This window comes from Pseudoroseicyclus sp. H15, assembly GCF_054353345.1.
This window is the reverse complement of the sequence record NZ_JBTHJE010000010.1, coordinates 12,728-29,556: the sequence shown is the minus strand read 5'-3', so window position 1 is coordinate 29,556 and position 16,829 is coordinate 12,728. Positions and strand designations below refer to the sequence as shown.

The following is a 16,829-nucleotide window of genomic DNA, read 5'->3' as shown; positions in this document are numbered from 1 at the left end:
GCCGTCGGCGTTGGACTGCCCAGAGACGAGGATGACGTAGATCTTCCGCGGGGGCCGATAGCGGGCGAGGTTTAGGAAGTAGCTCGTCACCCGGTCGCGGACGGAGGCGGACACGGCCTCCTGCGCCACCCCGATCCCGTAGAGCCGCATCTTCTGCGGCGAGTTGACCACGTCCGAGCCGTCGATGCGGGCGCCGATTGTAAGGGCCCAGTCGACGTCGCCGGTGCCGGCGCTGACGGCGGCGAGATCGCCATCGCGGCCGAAGCTCCCGGTGCCGGCGCCGCGGTCGACGCTCAGCACCGCGACCTTGTCGTGGGCCCCGGCGTCCATGACGTTGCCGGCATTGCCGCCCACCCGGAGGAAGTCGCCGGCTACGTTGGCCACCAGGCCGGTCGTGTCGGCCGTGAGGGGCCCGGCGTTCCAGACATAGCCGGCGGTGACGTCGAGCGGGCGGTAGGAGGCCCAGACCGCGCCGTCGAATGTGTCGAGGCCGATGCCGTAGATGTTCGCCTCGAGCGCATCGTTGATGCCGTCAAACTCCAGCCAGTGGAGGCTGCCATCCGTCCGGTAGGTCGGCCGGCGGGCGGTATCGGCGGTGGCGAAGCGCAGCCGGGTGTCGGCGCTGACCGCGACATTCTCGAAGTCGATCGTGCCGCTCGCCGAGAGAACCGAGAGGTGCAGGTAGACCGTCTCGTCAGCGTCAGGCGTGTAATCCAGCACCAGCTCACCCGACGCCCCCGCTGCCAACGACTGCGAGAGAACAAGCGCCGCGTTGTAGGCGGCGCCATCGCGAAGCACGAGACCGGCGGCGGCGGAGACGCCGGCAACCCAGCTGGCATCGACCCGGAAGATGTAGCGGATCCCCTTGGTCAGGTTGAACGCCTGCTGGATCGAGGAGGTGGCAGAGGTCCGCACGATCCGTGCCTTGCCGCCGGTTGCGCTCGCCGATCCGTTGGCCACGGTCCAGCCCGTGAGGTCGGAGGCGAAGCCCGAATTGGTAACGGCCACGGCCGAGATGGCACCGCCGCCGACCTTCGCATAGGCGACTGCCACGGGATCGCCGTCCTCTGCGACGGGTACTGTCTCGGCCGCATCCTGGAAGAGCAGCGACGTGTCGTCGAAGACGAACACCGTCACCGGTAGACTGGGCTGCCAGTTACTCAGGAACGCGCGCGCCGAGGTGGTGGAGAGCAGCCGCTCGCCGGTGTCGTGCCAGCCGGGCGGGACATTGTCGAAGGCCGGGATCAGCACCTCCTGACCACGGAAGAAGGAGGGCGGCGGCAGCCAACCTTCCTTGATCCGCCCAGTCCGGTCGGCGCGGGGCACCTTGGCCGCCGCCGGCTCCACCATGAACTCCTCCTGCAGCTCGGCGATGTCGTCCGATAAAGCGGATGTAGAGGCAGTGCGGGCGTCAGCCTCCATCTCCACCGCCTCCAGCAGCGGCTTGATCGTGAAGACTCGATGCACCCCGATGTCATCGGTCCCCAGCAGGAAGGTGCCCTCGTCTTCGACGGAAAGCCCGTAGGCGTTGCCGGCATCGTCTCCATTCTCGACCAGGTAGGTGGCGCCCGGCACCTCGTCGGAGCTGTTCATGTCCGTGGGGCGCGTCCAAGGGCCGCCGTAGTTGACCTTCCAAGGCCCATTCTCTGCAGGGTTGGATCGACCGGCGAGCATCAGCCTGGCCGTGTCAGGGATGGCAACACCACCGACAGTCCCCGGATCACCGGAGAGCGCCCCGGTATAGCTCTTGGAATAAGCGTAGACCTCGGGCCTCAGCTTCTGCCCGGACTTCATCCAGGAGACGAGCCCGCTGCTCGGCACCCGACCGAGCTCGACGGCCGAGCTGCCACTGCGCCGGTAGATGACGAGATAGCTCTCGTCGAAGACAGAGAAGGCGGCGCCGTCCGCAACCCCGGCAATGCCGGCGGAGACGCTGTCGAAGAACGGCGCCCCGGTCTGGATGGCGGCGCCGAAGGAATCGAAGAACGACTGGATGGCTGCGAGCAGATCTTCAAGTCGCGCGACCTTGGGGTCGCTCCCTGTCGTGGGAACGGTCAGGCCCATGCCTATCTCCTCATTACCAGATTGATCAGACCGCCGGCGCGAAGCCGCCCGGCGCGTTGGGATTTGTGATCGCCTGCTCTTCGGCAACCGACCAGGTGAAGGCGTCGGGCACGGCCCGCACCAGCGTGACAGTGGCGCGCAGCGCGACCCCCGCATCGCTGCCAAGCGGGTCGAGCAGCGGATGGATGCTCTCCACCTCATAAGTCCCGCCGAGCACATCGTCATAGGGCTCGCCGAGGGCCAGCGCGGCGCCAGACCCGATCACCAGGTCGAGGGCGCCCGGCGGCAGCTCGGCCGTCAGCCGCCGCTGCTCCCGGGCGCGGTAAGCGGCGATCTTGATGAGCCGCATGCCCTGGGTCGCGCTCGTCACCCAGTCGAAGGTGAGCGTGCGGATCTTCGGCTCCTCCCCCGGGGATACATCGGAGATCACCCGCGGCGGGAGCTGCGCATAGGTGTACCCGCGCTCGGCGGCGACGTACCGACCGTTGATCACCGTCGGCAGATCCGATGTCCGCTGCATGCTCGAGTACTTCATGCGCCCGAGCACGCGGGTCATCGTCATCACTGGCTCGGAATAGGCCCCCGGCACCACGCCGAGTTGGCCGCCGAACCAGGCCGGGCGCGAGGCGCCGGCGGCGTGGATCGGCGCCATCAGCTCGTGCAGCTCTGAGCCGTCGAAGATCAGCGTGCCCCGGGCGGCATAGCGCGCTTCGCTGCCGCCGGCAGCGAGGGCGACCGGATTGTCACAGAGGTTCGCGTCGATCGTAAAACTGTCGAGGTGGAGGCTTTCGAGCGTGTGGGGACGCACGGGGTTCATTCGATAGCCGTCGACCAGGATCAGCGCCTTGTTCTGCGATGCCTCCCAGGTGGTCTCGTCGTCAGGGTCATGCCCAGGCTTGCGCCAGTCGTAGATGGCCGAGGTGAGCTGCCGGGTCTCCAGCGCCGGCGGCACGTTCGGCCAGAGATCGACATCTTCCCCGTCTGTGCCCGCCCAGTATTTGACGAAGACCACCGTCAGCCCGGTGAACTTATCGGAGCTGCGATAGCCGAGCGGCTCATCGTCGGCGTCCCAGGCCGCCTCGCTCAGGAACTCCGCCGGAGGGCCGGTCTGATCGCCAAGGCCGATCCAGATCTTCACATGGCCGGCCAGCGGCCCCGCTGCCGGCGACGCGCCCGGCCCGCCAAAATCGAACGGGTCATCCCCGCTGGCGAGGACAAACCCGCGCTCGTCGAGCCAGATCTCGATCTTGTCGCCCACCTGCACCGAGCGGCGGCTGTTGAGCAGGTAGACGCCATAGCCGTACTCGCCGACGACGGGATGCGGCATGACCGTGGCCGTCGCCCGGGTGTTGCCATGCACATGCCGATAGGGCGGCAGGTTGTCGGGGAAGCTGAGCTGGCGGCGGCGCTCGTCGCCGTTGACGCTCGGCTCCTGCCCTGCCCCCATCAGCTTGTTCGCCACGGCCGAGAAGGCAAAGCCCACGGCCACATCGATGAGCGCCTGCCCGACCAGGCCCGCGCCAAGTGCCGCACCGATCTGGCCTGCTACTACCCCTGCCATCCGTAGCCTTCCATCGCCCGCTCGCAGATAATCCCGAAGCCCCCCTCCGCCCGCGCCACCCATTCGCCAGGGCGGATGCAGATCGCTGCGACACAGCCGAAGAGAGCGTCATTCCGGCAAAGGCCGATCAGGCCGGGCCGCTCTTCGAGGCGCCGCAGCCCCGCCGCCGCCATCTCTGCCCGGAAGGCCGCGGGCAGATCGCCCGCGATGGCACGGCGCGCGCCGCCGGCGCTGCGGAAGCGCCCGCGCAGGCGCGGCATCGGATCGACGCCCCAGAGTCGCAGGAAGATGTCGGCGGCCGCCGTGCAGCAATCCGAGCGGCCCCAGACGATCGGGCCGCGCATCACCTCCTCTGCCGCGTCCAGCACGGCCCGGGCACTCACTGTCACGCGCTTGGCCCCGGGAAGTCCGGCGGCGAGAAGCGCCAGCGGCTGGCGAAGGCCAGGCGCTCCATGCTCGTGTCCGTCGGATCGATGGCCTTCTGATTTTCATCGCTGTGCCAATGCGCGGCATTCTCCTTCGCGCCCGGCCCAGCGGTGGCGGAGACCATCAGCTCCGCGACGGTGGCGTCGATCCGCGCCTCCAGATCGGTGTCGTTCTCATCGATGCGGCCCAGGAACGCGAGGAAGGGCTGGCCGATGAGGACCGTGCCGGCCGGCTCTGTCACCGCGCCGAGCCAGATCCGCACCTCGCCGCCGCGGGCATTGGCATCGGTGTAGGCCAGCACGGTGGCGATCGCGCCGGCGATGCGGATCGCCGCCTCGGGCGGCGCGCTGCCGCCCGCCTCCGGCGCCCCCGCAACGTCGCGCACATGATGCCCGGCGCCCTTGTAGATGTTGGGCCCCCAGGGAAGGTCACCCAGCCCCGAATGAATCCGCTCCGTCCCGCCCGGCCAGGCCGCCTTCAGCAGCACCACCGGGTGGAAGCCGTCCCGGCGCGAGATCGCCGCAAGGAGGACGGGATCGATGCCGCGTCTCAGCTCCATGGGTCAATCACCTCGAACGCCTCGCCGTCGAAGTCGGCCGGGGTCACCTCCAGCATGTCGAGCTCCACGCTGCCGGCGCCGAGATCGAGCACCGGATCACTCCAGCTGAGGATGACCATCGTCAGGGCCTCGCGCGCCCCGATGACGACCTTGCCCGAGGCCAGGGGGCGATCGAGACGCAGGACCGCCTTGCCATCTATCCCAAGCCGCTCCGCCTTCAGGACACGCGCCGTCTGGCCCGCGTCCGTACGCACCAGCTCGCCAGGGCGCGCGACGATGGTGCCCGTCGGGATACCCATGAAGCCAGAGCAGCGCAGGCCGGCGAAGGCGCCATCTGTGACAGCCGTGCCGGTGATCGTGGCGCCCGATGCCCAGGCGACATCCCAATCGAGGGTGCGCCCATCAGCCGTCCATTCGAGGGGGACCTGGCCGCGCTTGCCGCCGAGACCGCGCAGGTGCCCCTGCCAGAGCGGCGGCAGCGGCTGGATGCGCACCAGCGGCAGCGCCCCGTCCATCTGCCGCATCAGCATGTCGAGATAGCCGCTCGCGGTCATGGCGCGATCAAGCAGGCCCACATGAATCGTGTAGCGCAGTCGCTTCGCCTGCGCCTGGCTGAAGATCGGCGCGCCCTTCTGATCCATCGAGATGGATCCGGGTCGCGTGATCCCTGGCGAATAGGCTGCGATCGGCACTGGCGGCCAGGCCCAGACCTTCGGCATGGGCTAGATGCGGCCAAAGCCGGGATCTGTCCCGAGCTGTTTATGAACCACGCGCACGGCGTCGCCGATGAGCCCCGGCCGAGCCCGGCGCATCGCCGCTTCGATCTGCTCAGCTACACCCTGCTGGGCGCCGCGCGCATCGATGTAGATCGGCGCGCCACCGGCGCTCTGACCCTGTGCCTCCCCGCGATAGGCCGCCTGCGCCTGCTGGACGGACAGGATGCGCCCGTCGACGGCCGGGATGAAGGGCTCGGGGCCGTTCTCTCCGACCATGTAGGGCGCGCCCGCCCGCACCGGTCCGCCGGCAGCGCGGGGCGTGAGCGAGCTGCCGAGCACCTGGAAGAGCGAGCCGACGAGCCCGCCGGAGCCGGCCAGGGCGTTCATGCCGTTCGCCACAGAGACGCGGCCCATCTGCAAAAGCAGCTGCAGGAGCGCCTGCTTGGCGTCACCTGCCCCGCCGGTGATGGCCATGAACAGATCCGTCATGGCATCCGCCCCGGTCTCGGCATTGTCCCGCATGCGGTCCAGCGCGTCGGTCGCCGCATCCACTTCGGAGGCGACATTGATATAGGACCGCGCGAGGGCATCGATCTCGGCGCGCAGCTCCGGCGTCAGCTCGCGGCCATCTTCCTGCGCGGCCGAGAGCAGGTCCGCCTTCTTGCGCGCGTAATCCATCGCATCGCCCAGATCGAGATCGGACCCGGCCACAGCGATCAGCGCCGCCGCCTCCATCTCCAGGGCCCGGGTCTCGCGTTCGATGGCCTCGCTGGCGCGTTGATATTCGGAAGCGCGCTCTGACGCCCCGCCTCCGCCGCCCGCTCCGGCGGTGCCGCTCGACGGATTGTAGCCGAAGTCGATATCGATCGGGCGCGATTCCGGCCGGCCAGGCGCAGTCGGGGGCGGCGGCGCGGGCAGAACGTCGGGCTCCAGCATCCGCTCATCCGCCACGATCTGCGCGCTCCGCGAGGCGGGCCCGAGGCGGACAGGCCCGGGGGTCAGCGCGGCACGAAGCTCGAGGGCCCGCGCGATCGCCGGGCCGAGCGAGCTGACCAGATCGCCAATGCGGGAGATCACGCCGCCAAACTCCACGCCGTCGACCGCGGCGAGCGCGGCGCGGGCGCCGTCGGCGCGATCTGTGAGGTCGCGGAGCCGGCTGATGAAGGCATCGCCCTCCACCTCACCCTTGGTGAACGCCGTCGTCAGGGCGGTCATCTCCTGGCTCAGCTGGGCCAGCGCGACCGCCAGCTCATCATTGCCAAGCTGGCGAGCATTCACCGCCGCCTCGAGGAGCGAGCGGGCCACAATGTCGGTTTGGGCGTTCAGCGCTTCGATCTCGGCCGCCGTGCGCATGATCGCGCCCTGGCTTTCTGCGAGGAGATCGATGTCGTCTTCGAGGGTTGTGCGGGCATCGCTGCCGAGCAGCCGCACACCGGACGAGAGGTCGTTCATGTTGAGCTCGGAGGCCGCTGCGCGCACCTCCTCGATCTCCGCCTTGAAGTCGCCGAGCGCGTTGCCGGCATCGACGAGTAGCCCCGCCACGCCGACGGCGCCGGTCTTCAGATAGGTGCCGATCCGCGTCGTCAGCTCCTTGAACTGCCGGTCGATCTCGGCCGCCTTGGCAATCACATCCTCGTCCAGCACCGCGCCGGCCTCGTGCGCCTGCCCGATCATGCCCCGCATGCCCGCCGCCCCGTGGGCGAGCAGCTCTACAAAACGCTCGCCGCCGGTGCCCCCGAACACCTCATCGGCGATGCGGATCTGCGCCGCGCGGTCCATCTCTTCCATGCGGTCGATGATCTCGAGCATGAGCTCCTGCGGATCCTCCAGGCGGCGCTTGAGGTCGCCTGCCGCAAAGCCGAGACGCCCAAACGCCTCCGCAGCCGGCCCGCTGCCGGTGGCAATCCATTCGTCGGCGCGCAGGTTCAGTTCCTTCATGCCGTCGACCAGCGCGTCGATCGGGATGCGGCTTTGGGTGGCGACGTAGCCGAGTTCCTGGAACTGCTCGACGCCGAGACCGGAGCGGCGGGCTTCGTCGCCGATGGCGGCGACGCCTTCGACCATCCGCGCCACCTGGCCAGTGACGGCGCGGATCGCCTGGATGCTGACCGCGGCCACCGCGCCTTTGACGAACCGGTCGACGGCGCGGGACGCCTTGGCCATGTTCGTATCGACGGTCTTGGAGACGCCCGTCAGGTTCTTGGTCACCTGCCGTTCGAACTGGGCGAGCTTCTTGTTGTTGCGGTCGATGACGCGCACCAGTTCCTTGTCGCGGGCGGCGAGCAGGATCTCGATCTTCTCGGTATCAACGGACATCGGGATAGCGATCCTTCAATTCCTGCAGCCGCTCGACGCTCATCGGCGCGACGTCGCCGCGGGCCGCCGCCTGGGCTTCATTCCAGCCCGCCACGAGGAGGTCCGTCTCAGCCGGCGTCATCGCCCGCACCTCGGCCGGCAGGCGCCCCATCACGCCGCAGATGTTCCGGATGCGGGCGCCGGCGTCGTAGCGGCGGAGGGGTTTTGCGCGCCCTCGGGCGATCCAGCCTCGTTTTTTTTTGAGGCGCCCGCCTCGGATGTCTCGCCTGGCCCGGCATAGAGCGCCGGCACCAGCGTGAAGTAGAGGAGCCGCAGCGCCGTGCCGCGAAGCGCCAGGTCGTGCTCCGGCCCGAGCCCCGCGATGAGCGCGTCGGCGAGACGGTCGGACATGCCGCCGCCAATGAGGCCAAGGGCGAGGAGATCGCGGACATGGCGCACCTGCGGTGCCCTCCCCTGCCCGCGCAGCCCGTCGAAGAGCTCGTAGAGACCGAGCGGCGCGTATTGCGCCTCGAAGCGCTCGATCTCGCCATTGCGCAGGAGCAGCGGGCGGAGCTGCCCGCCGATCTCCTCCTCGAAGCGGGCGCTGCTTGCGACGGCCACGATCAGGGATCCGGCGTGGGATCGGCGGTGAAGGTGATCTTGCCACTCGAGGAGAGCGACATCGAGTAGGTCACCGCGCCCTCCATCTCGCCGGCATATTCCATCGACGAGAGCAGGAAGGCGCCCTCGAAGGTGCCGAGGTGGGGCACGATCGCCTGGAAGCTGGCAGTCGGCGTCGGTGACATGGCGAGGTTCAGCAGGGTAATCTCCGAGGGCGTATCCTCAAAGACGCCGTTGCCCGAGAGGGTCAGCGACTTGATCCCCTCCATCAGCTCGCGCCAGAGCGCGCCGCCGGGGGCGTCACAATTGGGCGTGGTGATGTCGATGTCGTTATTGTTGATGCCGAGGGTCTTCGAGGTGAGACCGCAGACGGTGGTGAAGACTTCGGGATCGGCACCATCGCCAATCTTGATCAGGAGCTCGCGCCCCTTCTGCTTGGCCATGCCGGCCTCCTGGTTTGAGAGCGCCTGCCCGGGGGGCGCGGATGTCAGGGCGTGGGCTCGAGCAGGGCCTCGAAGGCCGAGCGCGAGAGATAGCTTTGGCCGTCGCTGTCGCGATCCGTCTCCGTCAGCACATGCTGCAGGCGCACGAGGCGGAAGCCGGCCACATCGAGCGCCGCCTCGTTGTCGTCGAGGAGGGTGACGATGGCCTCCCCGATCCGGGCGGCCTCGACGCGGCCGGCGGCGGGACGCGAGTGGCCTTCCAGCGCGAAGACGATGTCGGCGGCGTTGGGCGTGCCATCGGTCCGCAGCGGCTGCCGGTCCAGGTTGCCGAGCCGGATGTAGGGATAGGTGGGTGCCTGCGGCGGCTCGTCATAGACGCGGGTGCCCACCAGGGCCGCGATCGCCGGCGCCGTCTTCAGCGCCGCAATCAGACCCTTCTGCAGGGCGAGCGCCGGGCCGTCAGCCACCGAACACCTGCCGCACGACTTTCTTTTGCGCCCGGCGCACGCGCGCCTTCCAGCGCTTCTGCATCACAATCTTGGCCGGGTTGATGAAGGGCCGCGGGCCGCGCTTGCCCTCGGTCACCTTGGCCTTGTCGCCAAAATCGATCAGGGCACCGTTGGCCTCGGGCACGTCGGTCACCTGGATCTGGGCCTTCGTCTCCCCGTCGCCTGGATGCAGGACGCGGGACACGCGCGCCCAGTCATCGGCGATGCCGCGGTTCACGCGGGCCACGTCGCCCGGCATCTTGGCCTTCAGCTGCTCCAGCTGGCGCTGCACTTTTCGGACGCCTGTCACATGGCGGCTCACGGCCCCACCTCCGTCTCGCAGGTCATCTCAAGCATCTCCCCCTTCCGCCCCACCTGCGCGATTGAGCGGATGTTCCAGGTCGCGCCCCGGGCGCTGACCGCATCCCCCTCTGTGATGCCGCTGGTGAAGCTGAAGCGCCGCACTCGGATCGTCGCGAGCCGCGGCGCATGAAGCGCACCGGCCGCGAGCTTCTCACCCCCGAGGCGCTCCAGTATGTCCGCCCAGACCGGGGTGCCCAGGTTCACCCAGGGACCGGTCTCGACGTTGCCGTAGCCATCGTCGGCCGCGCCCTGGCGCCGGAACTGAACGCGATCGCGCAAACGCCCTGCCGGCATCAGAGCCGAATCCGCCGATAGGGCGTAGTGAGCGCCTGCACCGCAGGGTGCTCCGATAGGCCGCCTTCAACGCTGCTCTCACGATGCTCGTAGAGCCCGGCCACCTGCAGCAGGATCGCGACGTGGATCGGGCGAGGAACGGACACGGCATCGGCATAGCCTGCCCGGTAGGTGATCGAGATCGATCCCCTCGCGGCTGCAGGCCAGCCCTGGACGAGGCAGACATAGGCACCGATCGTGTCGGTGTGCAGCTCGTAGGCCTCGGACGCGAGCGTCTGCGCCGCGCCGTCTCGGTCGAGATAGCTCACGGCATCGATGCCGAGCACCGGGAAGAGCGGCAGGCCCATTCGGGGCGACCAGCATGCGAAATCCTGCCGCCAGGTCTGGGGCATCAGCGCCCGACCGAGGATCCCGGTCCAGCCGTCGAGATGGGCCGTGGCCGCCTCGATATAGCTCTCGATAAGCCCGTCCTCATCGGGCCCGTCCACGCGTAGATGCGCCTTCGCCTCGGCAAGCGAGACGGGCGTCCCGGCGGGCGGCGTGATGAGGACGGGCGCGCGCAACGGGGGTCAGCCCTTCCCGTAGACCGAGGCGTCGAGGCCCTGGCCGACATAGCCCTCATCGCCGGGCTTGCGATTGGCCGGGTCGTTCATGTCGCGGGCGTTCTGCGCCGCGACGGTCCCGGCGATCGTCTCGGCAGGCGTGGGATCGGCGGGGGCCGAAGTCGGGGGCGTGGCCGTGTCGGGCTTGGCCGCGGCCGTCCTGGCCGCCTCAGCCTTGGTGGGTTTCTTCGCCATGGGTCTCTCCATCTGGCAGGGGCAAGACCCGGCCCGCGGGGATCGCGGGCCGGGCCGTGGTCTGATCTCTTGGGGGAGCGCCTTACGCCGCGGCCATCCGCAGGACGCGCAGCGCCTGGGGATCGTTGACGGCACCGCCGACGCGCTTCGTGGTGTAGAACATCACGTAGGGCTTGTTGGTGTAGGGATCGCGGAGAACGCGGACACCGGTGCGGTCGACGATCAGGTAACCCCGGCGGAAATCGCCGAAGGCGATGGGCAGGGCGCCGGCGGCGAGGTCGGGCATGCCCGGCAGCTCGGTGACGGGGTAGTTGAGCAGCGTCGAGGGCTGGCCCGCCGCGGTGGAGGGCTGCCAGAGCTGCCGGCCATCGGCATCGCGCAGCTTGCGGATGGCGCCCATCGTGGTGCGGTTCATCGTGAAGCGCGCCTCGGCGGTGTACATGCCCGGCAGGCTGTAGATTACGTCGATCAGCTCGTCTTCCGTCACCGCCGCCGGGGCCGCCGCCGTCTTGACCGGGATCGGCCCCAGCGGGTTGACCGCGGCCGCCGCGCCGCCGGTGGCGAAGGTCAGGAAGCCGCGCGGCTTGTTGGCGCCGTCGCCGGCAATGAAGGCAAGACCTTCCTGCAGCGCGAACTCGGTCTCGACCTCATTGGCGAGCCACTCCTCCAGGTTGACCGCCGCGTCGTCGAGCATCTGCTGGGTCGCCGCCGGGTTGGCGTAGAGCTCGCCGGGGGTGATCGTCATCTGCCCGAACTCGCCGGTCGCCGTTTGCGGGCGGGCGGCCGTCTCGCCAACCCAGCCCGAGGCGGTGCCGCGCAGGTTGTAGAGCTTCTTGAAGCCGGCCGTGGAGATGTTCTGGACCGTCGCGATCTGCCGCATCTGGCTGACCTCGACGAGCTTGTCGGTGATCGTCCGGTCCCACTCGATCGGCGCGAGATACCCGCCCTCGTCGTCGGCGCCCTTGTTGAGCGCCGCCTGCACGTCGCCGCGCCGGAAGTGGGCACGGAAGGCCGTGGTATATTCGGGGTCGCGGGAGGGGCCATCGTCGCCGCCGAGCGCCATCGCGGCGAGCTTGGCGTTCACCTCATCGACGATGGCCTGCAGCTCGCCGACCGAGGCATCGATCTTCGCCATCTTCTCGGTGGTCACCACATCGTCGAAGCGGGCCTGCACCTCGCTGTCCTTCTCGGCCTGCGCGGCCTTGAAGGCTTCGAAGCCGCGCTGCAGCTCGCTCAGCACAGCGCCGACATTGCCCGCGCCGGCATCGGCCCGCACGGCCATGATCCCGCGCGCAAAGGCAGCGGGCGCCATCATCTTCGTCATCTTGGGTCTTCCCTCTGTCAGGATTTGATCGTGTCGCGAAGGCGCTCAAGCGCGGCCTTCAGCTCAGGGTCGCCGCCCGCTACGGCAGGGCGATCAGGGGGCGCTACGGCAGCCCCGCTCTTGATCTCGCCGAGGAGGCTACGGCGCTCCTCGCGAGATAATCCGGCACTGGCGAGCGCCGCTTCGGCGCGGCGGATCGCCGTGATCCCGCCGAGGCTGGCGGCCTTGGCCCCATCCTCGACGGCGGCATCGGCGGGCAGGAAACCATCGGCCAGCCCCGCCGCCACGGCCTGCTCGCCGTTGAACCAGGTCTCATCGTCCATCCAGCCGGCGGCCTTCGCCTTCGTGGCCCCGGCGCGGTCCGCATAGACCGTCGCCATGGCATCGTCGAAAGGCTCCATCGTCTTCGCCGCCTCGGCGAGATCATGGCGGTTGCCGATGGCCACCACCCAGGCGTTGTGGACCATGAGGAAGCCCGCCTTGCCGATCTGGATGTCATCGCCCGCCATGGCGATGACCGAGGCGGCCGACGCGGCAATGCCGAGGATCCGCACCGTCACCTTGCGGGGATGGGCGCGCAGAAGGTTGTAGATCGCGACGCCCTCAAAAAAATCCCCGCCGGGCGAGTTGAGGTTCACGACGACATCCTGGTCGCCGATGGCGCGGAGCGCGGCGCCGATGCGCTTGGAGGTGACGCCCCCGCCGGTCCAGTGATCCTCGCCGATGACGTCGAGGATCGAGATCGTCCGGTCATCGCTCTCCGCCGCCATGACGGCTGCATTCCACTTCTGGGTGGCAGCCGGATCGGCCTCGAAGGCGCAGACGCTCGGCAGGCGGTGGGCATGGAGCTCAGGCAGCTTGCGGAGGCTCATCGGTCTCTCCTTTGGGATGGGTCGCCGCGCTCAGGCGGGGCGGAAGGTTGTCGCTATGCGGCAGGTCCAGCCAGCCGCGCACCTCGTCGACCTCGAGGAAGGGTTGATGTCCGCCGGCGCCGAGACCTTTGGCGAAGAAATCGGCCTGGTCCTTCATCGAGCCGCGCAGGAGCGCGCCGGCGTTGAACTTGGCCTCGTAGATCTCCTGTTCGGCCTCGGTCAGCAGGTCGCGCTCGATGGCCTGCTGCCAGGCCTCGAACCAGGGCGAGAGACCGTAGCGCACGAAGAACTGGCCCAGCACATCGATGCCTGAGCCCCAGGATGTGTCATCAACAGCCAGCAGCGGGCGCGGCACGCCGAAGGGGCGGGCGATCTCTTCGATCTGCAGCTTGCGCTGCGCGGTCGCCTCGCTGTCCCGGCCGGACATCCCGCCCCCGTCGAGCTCCATGCCCTCTTCGAGGATTTTGGTGCGGTGGGCGTTCGATGCGCCCTCGTGCTCGGCCATGCTGTCGCGGAGCCGTTCGAAGGCCTCGGGCGAGAGCTTGCCTGGGTGCCTCAGCACCTGGCCCGCGATGACGCCCTGCCGGAAGAGCCGGGCCGAGGCCCGCTCGGCCTGAAGCGCCAGCCCGATCGCTTCGGCCGCCTGGCGCACGAGCGACAGGCCGGTGATGCCATCCTCGCTCATGCCGTAGCGCAGGTGGAAGATCTCCCGGCCCGAGTAGACCGCCTCGCCCTGCCCGTCGCGCCGCACGCGGTATTCGAGGCTCCAGTCCGCCCGCTGCTTGACCGTCACGCGGGCATTGGCGATCGGCACCAGCTGGATCACGCGGCGCCCGCTCATCACCTTCAGCGCGAAGGCGTCCCCGTCGATGAGGGCGCGCTGCTGCATGAGCGAGCGGAATTCGAAGGCGGTCTGCCAGGCGTTGGGCCGGCGGTGCAGCAGGCGGAAGAGCGGATGGTCCGACGCCTTCGTGGAGTCTTCCTTCCGATGCAGGTGCAGCGGCAGCATGCCCACCGAGAAGCTGATGAGAGAGACGCAGCGCAGGACCGTCGTGTTGCGCAGCGCCGTCTTCGCGTTGACCGAGGCCCCGGATTGGGTCTGGGTTCCTGCGCCGCCGCGGATGAACTCCAGCAGTCGCGGATCGTCGAGGCCCATGAACTCGCTGCCCTCACCGGCCATGGCGCGCGGCGCCGGGTCCGGTGAGCTCGCCGCCGTCGGCGCCGACCTCAAGAAAGACAGCAGGCCCACCCGTCAGACCACCAGGATGCCGCGGCTCTCATAGACCGACGGTCCCTTCCCCACCGGATTGCGGGCCATCAGCTGGAAGGCATTGAAGCCCGCAACGAGCGGGTCGATCTTGGCCTTGCCGGCTGCTTCCTTGGTCACCACCACGGCCGACCCCCTCTGTTCGGTTTTGGCGTTGCCGAGGACCCAGTCCATCATCGGCTGCCCGAAGTGCCGCACCTTCCTGGCCTTCAGCGCCCGCTCCATCCCCCAGATCGCGGGCGAGAGCCGGTAGCCCTGCCCGATCGCCACCATCTGGCCGTCAGCGATTCCCAGGGCGTCGAGCTCATCGACGATGGCCGAGACGCCCGCCGGATCGAGCCCGATCGCCGCCTTCTCCGGCAGGAGGTCCGCATCGAGGAGCCGGCCCACGATCTCGGCGATCTCCTCGATGTCGCCGGCGGGATTGTCGGGCCCGAGGAGGACGAGATCGCCGTCCTTCTCGAAATCGAGCAGCCGGGCGGAGATCTCCTTGCGCCGCTCGAATACATCGGACTGCGCCCATGCCCGGAACCAGGCGATCCATTCGCTCGTCTCGCGATCCCGCCCGAAGACGGAGAGACCGAGGAGGTCATCGAGACCGCCGCCATCGATGCCGACCACGGCCACCTCGACGCGGGCGATCAGCGCTTCGAGCGCGGCAAGCCCGGTCGGCGCATTCTCCGACCGGCTCCGGCCGGTGCCCACGAGGCTGGCGCCGGCCCAGTATTCGGCGCCGATCCAGCTGTCGCCCTTCAGGCCAACACCCACCTCGACGTTGAAGTGCTGCGAGGCGAGCAGCGCCAGCGCGGCGGGGCCGTCTTCGGTCGCCGCGCGGAGCTGGTCCGCGAGGAAGGTCCCATCGACCGAGACGCCCAGGTTGGGGTTCACGAGGCCCCAGGTCTCGGGGTTGCGCCAGTCTTCGGCGAGGTCGGGCGGCAGTTCGTAGAGCACCGGCAGGATCGGAAGCTCGATCTTGCCGTCGCGCACCGCCCGGGCCCGCGTCAGCTCGGCTTTGAACACCCCCGCCGGCGGCTCTTTCGACTGCGTCGTGATCTGCATCAGGAAGCCATCTGGCCGCGAGGCCAGGGCGCCCCGGATCTCGATGAACACATCCGCCGCCTTCGACTTCTTGGCGAACTCATGCGTCTCGTCGATCAGCGTGTAGGTCGCCTTGCCGCCCGTGATGGCATCGGTATCCGCCGCCTTGATGGCGATCTCGGCGCGGCTCACCAGGTGGGTGATCGTCCGCATGTGCTCGCGGACATGGAAGAGTTTTGCCAGCTCGTCGTCGGCCCGGATGATCCCCCAGGCCTGCTTGAACGCGATCTTGGCGATCGTCATCGTCGGCGCGATCAGGAGGAGCTCCGCCTCGGGCCGCTCGTTGAGGATGGCGGCAGTGACGATGATCGCCGCCGCCATGGCGCTCTTGGCGTTCTTCTTCGGCACGAGCAGGAAGATCTCGCGCAGCATGCGCCGCTTTGTCTCGCGGTCGTAGGAGCCGAAGATCGCGCGGACCAGATCGAACACCCAGGGCTCGCAGGCCTCGCCGTTGGTTGGCATGCCCGGCACGTCGGGGATGCGCAGGCGCTTGAAGATCCGCACGGCCCGCTCGGCCTCTGCATCGAAGAGCGGCAGGTCCGGCATCGGCGTGCGCCGGTCCCGGATCATGTCTTGCCAGGCCGGGACGGCCGTGGCCCAGGCGGCGGAGCGGACAGGCGCGCTCATGGCTTAGTGAGGCTTCGCCTGGGCACCGAGATGCCCGAGGAGATCGTCGCCCCAGGAATCGCCGCCGGCGGACTTGGCCTCCGCCAGGCGCGCCGCCTTCTTGCCCGGCGCCACCGGCGCCTCCTCGTCCGCCTCCGCCTGGCGCTCGGCCAGGTTGCGGTCGGCGGCGAGGCGGGCGTCGCGGTCGAGCATGTCGCGCAGCTGGCGCATATGCGAGGCGCTGCCCTCTTCGATCGCGGCCCGCGCTGTCGTCGCGAACACCGCCAGCTCCATCCGGTCGCGGGCCGTATCGCGATCCTTGAGGGTGGCTCTAAAATACCGCTTCAGCGAGGCGTCGGAGATCCCGACGGATTTCGCGATGCGGGAGTTGCTCCAGCCGCGTACACAGCCCGCTTCCACCATGTCGCGATCCTCCGAGGTCAGTTCCAGAGCCGGCCGCCCACGCTTGCCGTGGCGGTCCCTGACGGGATTGCCGAAGAGGTCGGTCTCGCGATCGTCCGAAAACTTCGTCATGGCTCGAAAAAATTCTCCGCGTGGGGGAATGGTGCCGGTCTAGGCCGGATGGCCTCCCGGACTTTTGCCCCCCCCTCCCCCTCAGCGATGGCGTCGGGCGGCGGCCTCTTCCCTCTGCTTTGCCCCGTCGTGGCATGTCGTGCAGAGGCATTGCAGGTTGCCTTCGTCCCAGAACAGCGCCTCGTCGCCGCGATGCGGGATGACGTGGTCGGCGACGAGGAGCGAGGTGTCCGCCTCCAGCTTGTGGCAGCGGCGGCAGGTGAAGAGATCGCGGGTCAGCACTTTCCAGCGAAGGCGCTGCCAGCGGGCCGTCTTGTAGAGATGCCGCAGCGGGTTGGTCCGCCGCTCTTCCACATCTCTCGGCAGAAAGCCCAGGCGCGCCGGCGCACGGCGCAACTCGGGCTTGAGCGTCTTGAGCCGACCCATCAGATCAGATCGCAATTGGGAATGTCAGGACATAGCTTACGCACTGGCACTGCCGAGGGCCTATTGGCTGGCGGG

20 protein-coding genes are annotated in these 16,829 nt (G+C 68.9%); all 20 read right to left on the bottom strand.

Annotated elements, in window-relative coordinates:
* Positions 1 to 2,064: hypothetical protein (locus ACXN5S_RS19460; protein WP_458607152.1), on the bottom strand; the 2,064-nt coding region annotated here is incomplete at its 3' end.
* A gap of 25 nt (positions 2,065 to 2,089) precedes the next feature.
* Complete coding sequence (locus tag ACXN5S_RS19455) at positions 2,090 to 3,625, bottom strand: hypothetical protein (RefSeq protein WP_458607151.1); 1,536 nt, start codon at positions 3,623 to 3,625, stop codon at positions 2,090 to 2,092.
* The gene (locus tag ACXN5S_RS19450; protein WP_458607150.1) at positions 3,613 to 4,008 is read right to left on the bottom strand and encodes a DUF6950 family protein; all 396 of its coding nucleotides are present in this window, start codon (positions 4,006 to 4,008) and stop codon (positions 3,613 to 3,615) included. The genes ACXN5S_RS19455 and ACXN5S_RS19450 overlap by 13 nt, the downstream gene beginning before the upstream one ends.
* 2 nt (positions 4,009 to 4,010) lie before the next feature.
* Positions 4,011 to 4,610: a hypothetical protein gene (locus tag ACXN5S_RS19445; RefSeq protein WP_458607149.1), complete on the bottom strand. Its 600-nt coding sequence runs from the start codon at positions 4,608 to 4,610 to the stop codon at positions 4,011 to 4,013.
* A complete protein-coding gene (locus ACXN5S_RS19440; protein WP_458607148.1) occupies positions 4,601 to 5,251 on the bottom strand; it encodes a hypothetical protein in 651 nt (216 codons plus the stop codon). The genes ACXN5S_RS19445 and ACXN5S_RS19440 overlap by 10 nt, the downstream gene beginning before the upstream one ends.
* An 81-nt stretch (positions 5,252 to 5,332) precedes the next feature.
* Positions 5,333 to 7,642, bottom strand: a complete 2,310-nt coding sequence (locus ACXN5S_RS19435; protein ID WP_458607147.1) for a phage tail tape measure protein — start codon at positions 7,640 to 7,642, stop codon at positions 5,333 to 5,335.
* A complete protein-coding gene (locus ACXN5S_RS19430) occupies positions 7,632 to 7,793 on the bottom strand; it encodes a hypothetical protein (protein WP_458607146.1) in 162 nt (53 codons plus the stop codon). The genes ACXN5S_RS19435 and ACXN5S_RS19430 overlap by 11 nt, the downstream gene beginning before the upstream one ends.
* Positions 7,793 to 8,242, bottom strand: a complete 450-nt coding sequence (locus ACXN5S_RS19425; RefSeq protein WP_458607145.1) for a hypothetical protein — start codon at positions 8,240 to 8,242, stop codon at positions 7,793 to 7,795. The genes ACXN5S_RS19430 and ACXN5S_RS19425 overlap by 1 nt, the downstream gene beginning before the upstream one ends.
* A 2-nt stretch (positions 8,243 to 8,244) precedes the next feature.
* Complete coding sequence (locus tag ACXN5S_RS19420) at positions 8,245 to 8,685, bottom strand: phage major tail protein, TP901-1 family (protein WP_458607144.1); 441 nt, start codon at positions 8,683 to 8,685, stop codon at positions 8,245 to 8,247.
* A 44-nt stretch (positions 8,686 to 8,729) separates the two neighbouring features.
* Entirely contained in the window at positions 8,730 to 9,152 is a 423-nt protein-coding gene (locus ACXN5S_RS19415; RefSeq protein ID WP_458607143.1) for a DUF3168 domain-containing protein, read from the bottom strand.
* Positions 9,145 to 9,495, bottom strand: coding sequence for a hypothetical protein (locus ACXN5S_RS19410; RefSeq protein WP_458607142.1), 351 nt, complete (start codon positions 9,493 to 9,495; stop codon positions 9,145 to 9,147). The genes ACXN5S_RS19415 and ACXN5S_RS19410 overlap by 8 nt, the downstream gene beginning before the upstream one ends.
* Complete coding sequence (locus tag ACXN5S_RS19405) at positions 9,492 to 9,830, bottom strand: head-tail adaptor protein (RefSeq protein ID WP_458607141.1); 339 nt, start codon at positions 9,828 to 9,830, stop codon at positions 9,492 to 9,494. The genes ACXN5S_RS19410 and ACXN5S_RS19405 overlap by 4 nt, the downstream gene beginning before the upstream one ends.
* A complete protein-coding gene (locus tag ACXN5S_RS19400; protein WP_458607140.1) occupies positions 9,830 to 10,393 on the bottom strand; it encodes a head-tail connector protein in 564 nt (187 codons plus the stop codon). Before ACXN5S_RS19400 ends, ACXN5S_RS19405 begins: the two co-directional genes overlap by 1 nt.
* Before the next feature lie 6 nt (positions 10,394 to 10,399).
* Positions 10,400 to 10,627: a hypothetical protein gene (locus tag ACXN5S_RS19395; protein WP_458607139.1), complete on the bottom strand. Its 228-nt coding sequence runs from the start codon at positions 10,625 to 10,627 to the stop codon at positions 10,400 to 10,402.
* An 82-nt stretch (positions 10,628 to 10,709) separates the two neighbouring features.
* Entirely contained in the window at positions 10,710 to 11,951 is a 1,242-nt protein-coding gene (locus tag ACXN5S_RS19390) for a phage major capsid protein (RefSeq protein ID WP_458607138.1), read from the bottom strand.
* A 17-nt stretch (positions 11,952 to 11,968) separates the two neighbouring features.
* The gene (locus ACXN5S_RS19385) at positions 11,969 to 12,823 is read right to left on the bottom strand and encodes a head maturation protease, ClpP-related (protein WP_458607137.1); all 855 of its coding nucleotides are present in this window, start codon (positions 12,821 to 12,823) and stop codon (positions 11,969 to 11,971) included.
* Positions 12,801 to 14,003: a phage portal protein gene (locus tag ACXN5S_RS19380; RefSeq protein WP_458607136.1), complete on the bottom strand. Its 1,203-nt coding sequence runs from the start codon at positions 14,001 to 14,003 to the stop codon at positions 12,801 to 12,803. Before ACXN5S_RS19380 ends, ACXN5S_RS19385 begins: the two co-directional genes overlap by 23 nt.
* A 72-nt stretch (positions 14,004 to 14,075) precedes the next feature.
* Positions 14,076 to 15,815 (bottom strand): terminase large subunit, encoded by a 1,740-nt coding sequence (locus ACXN5S_RS19375; protein ID WP_458607135.1) that lies wholly within the window; start codon positions 15,813 to 15,815, stop codon positions 14,076 to 14,078.
* Positions 15,816 to 15,818: 3 nt separating this feature from the next.
* A complete protein-coding gene (locus tag ACXN5S_RS19370; RefSeq protein WP_458607134.1) occupies positions 15,819 to 16,328 on the bottom strand; it encodes a hypothetical protein in 510 nt (169 codons plus the stop codon).
* An 81-nt stretch (positions 16,329 to 16,409) separates the two neighbouring features.
* A complete protein-coding gene (locus ACXN5S_RS19365) occupies positions 16,410 to 16,754 on the bottom strand; it encodes an HNH endonuclease (protein ID WP_458607133.1) in 345 nt (114 codons plus the stop codon).
* Positions 16,755 to 16,829 lie beyond the last annotated feature (75 nt).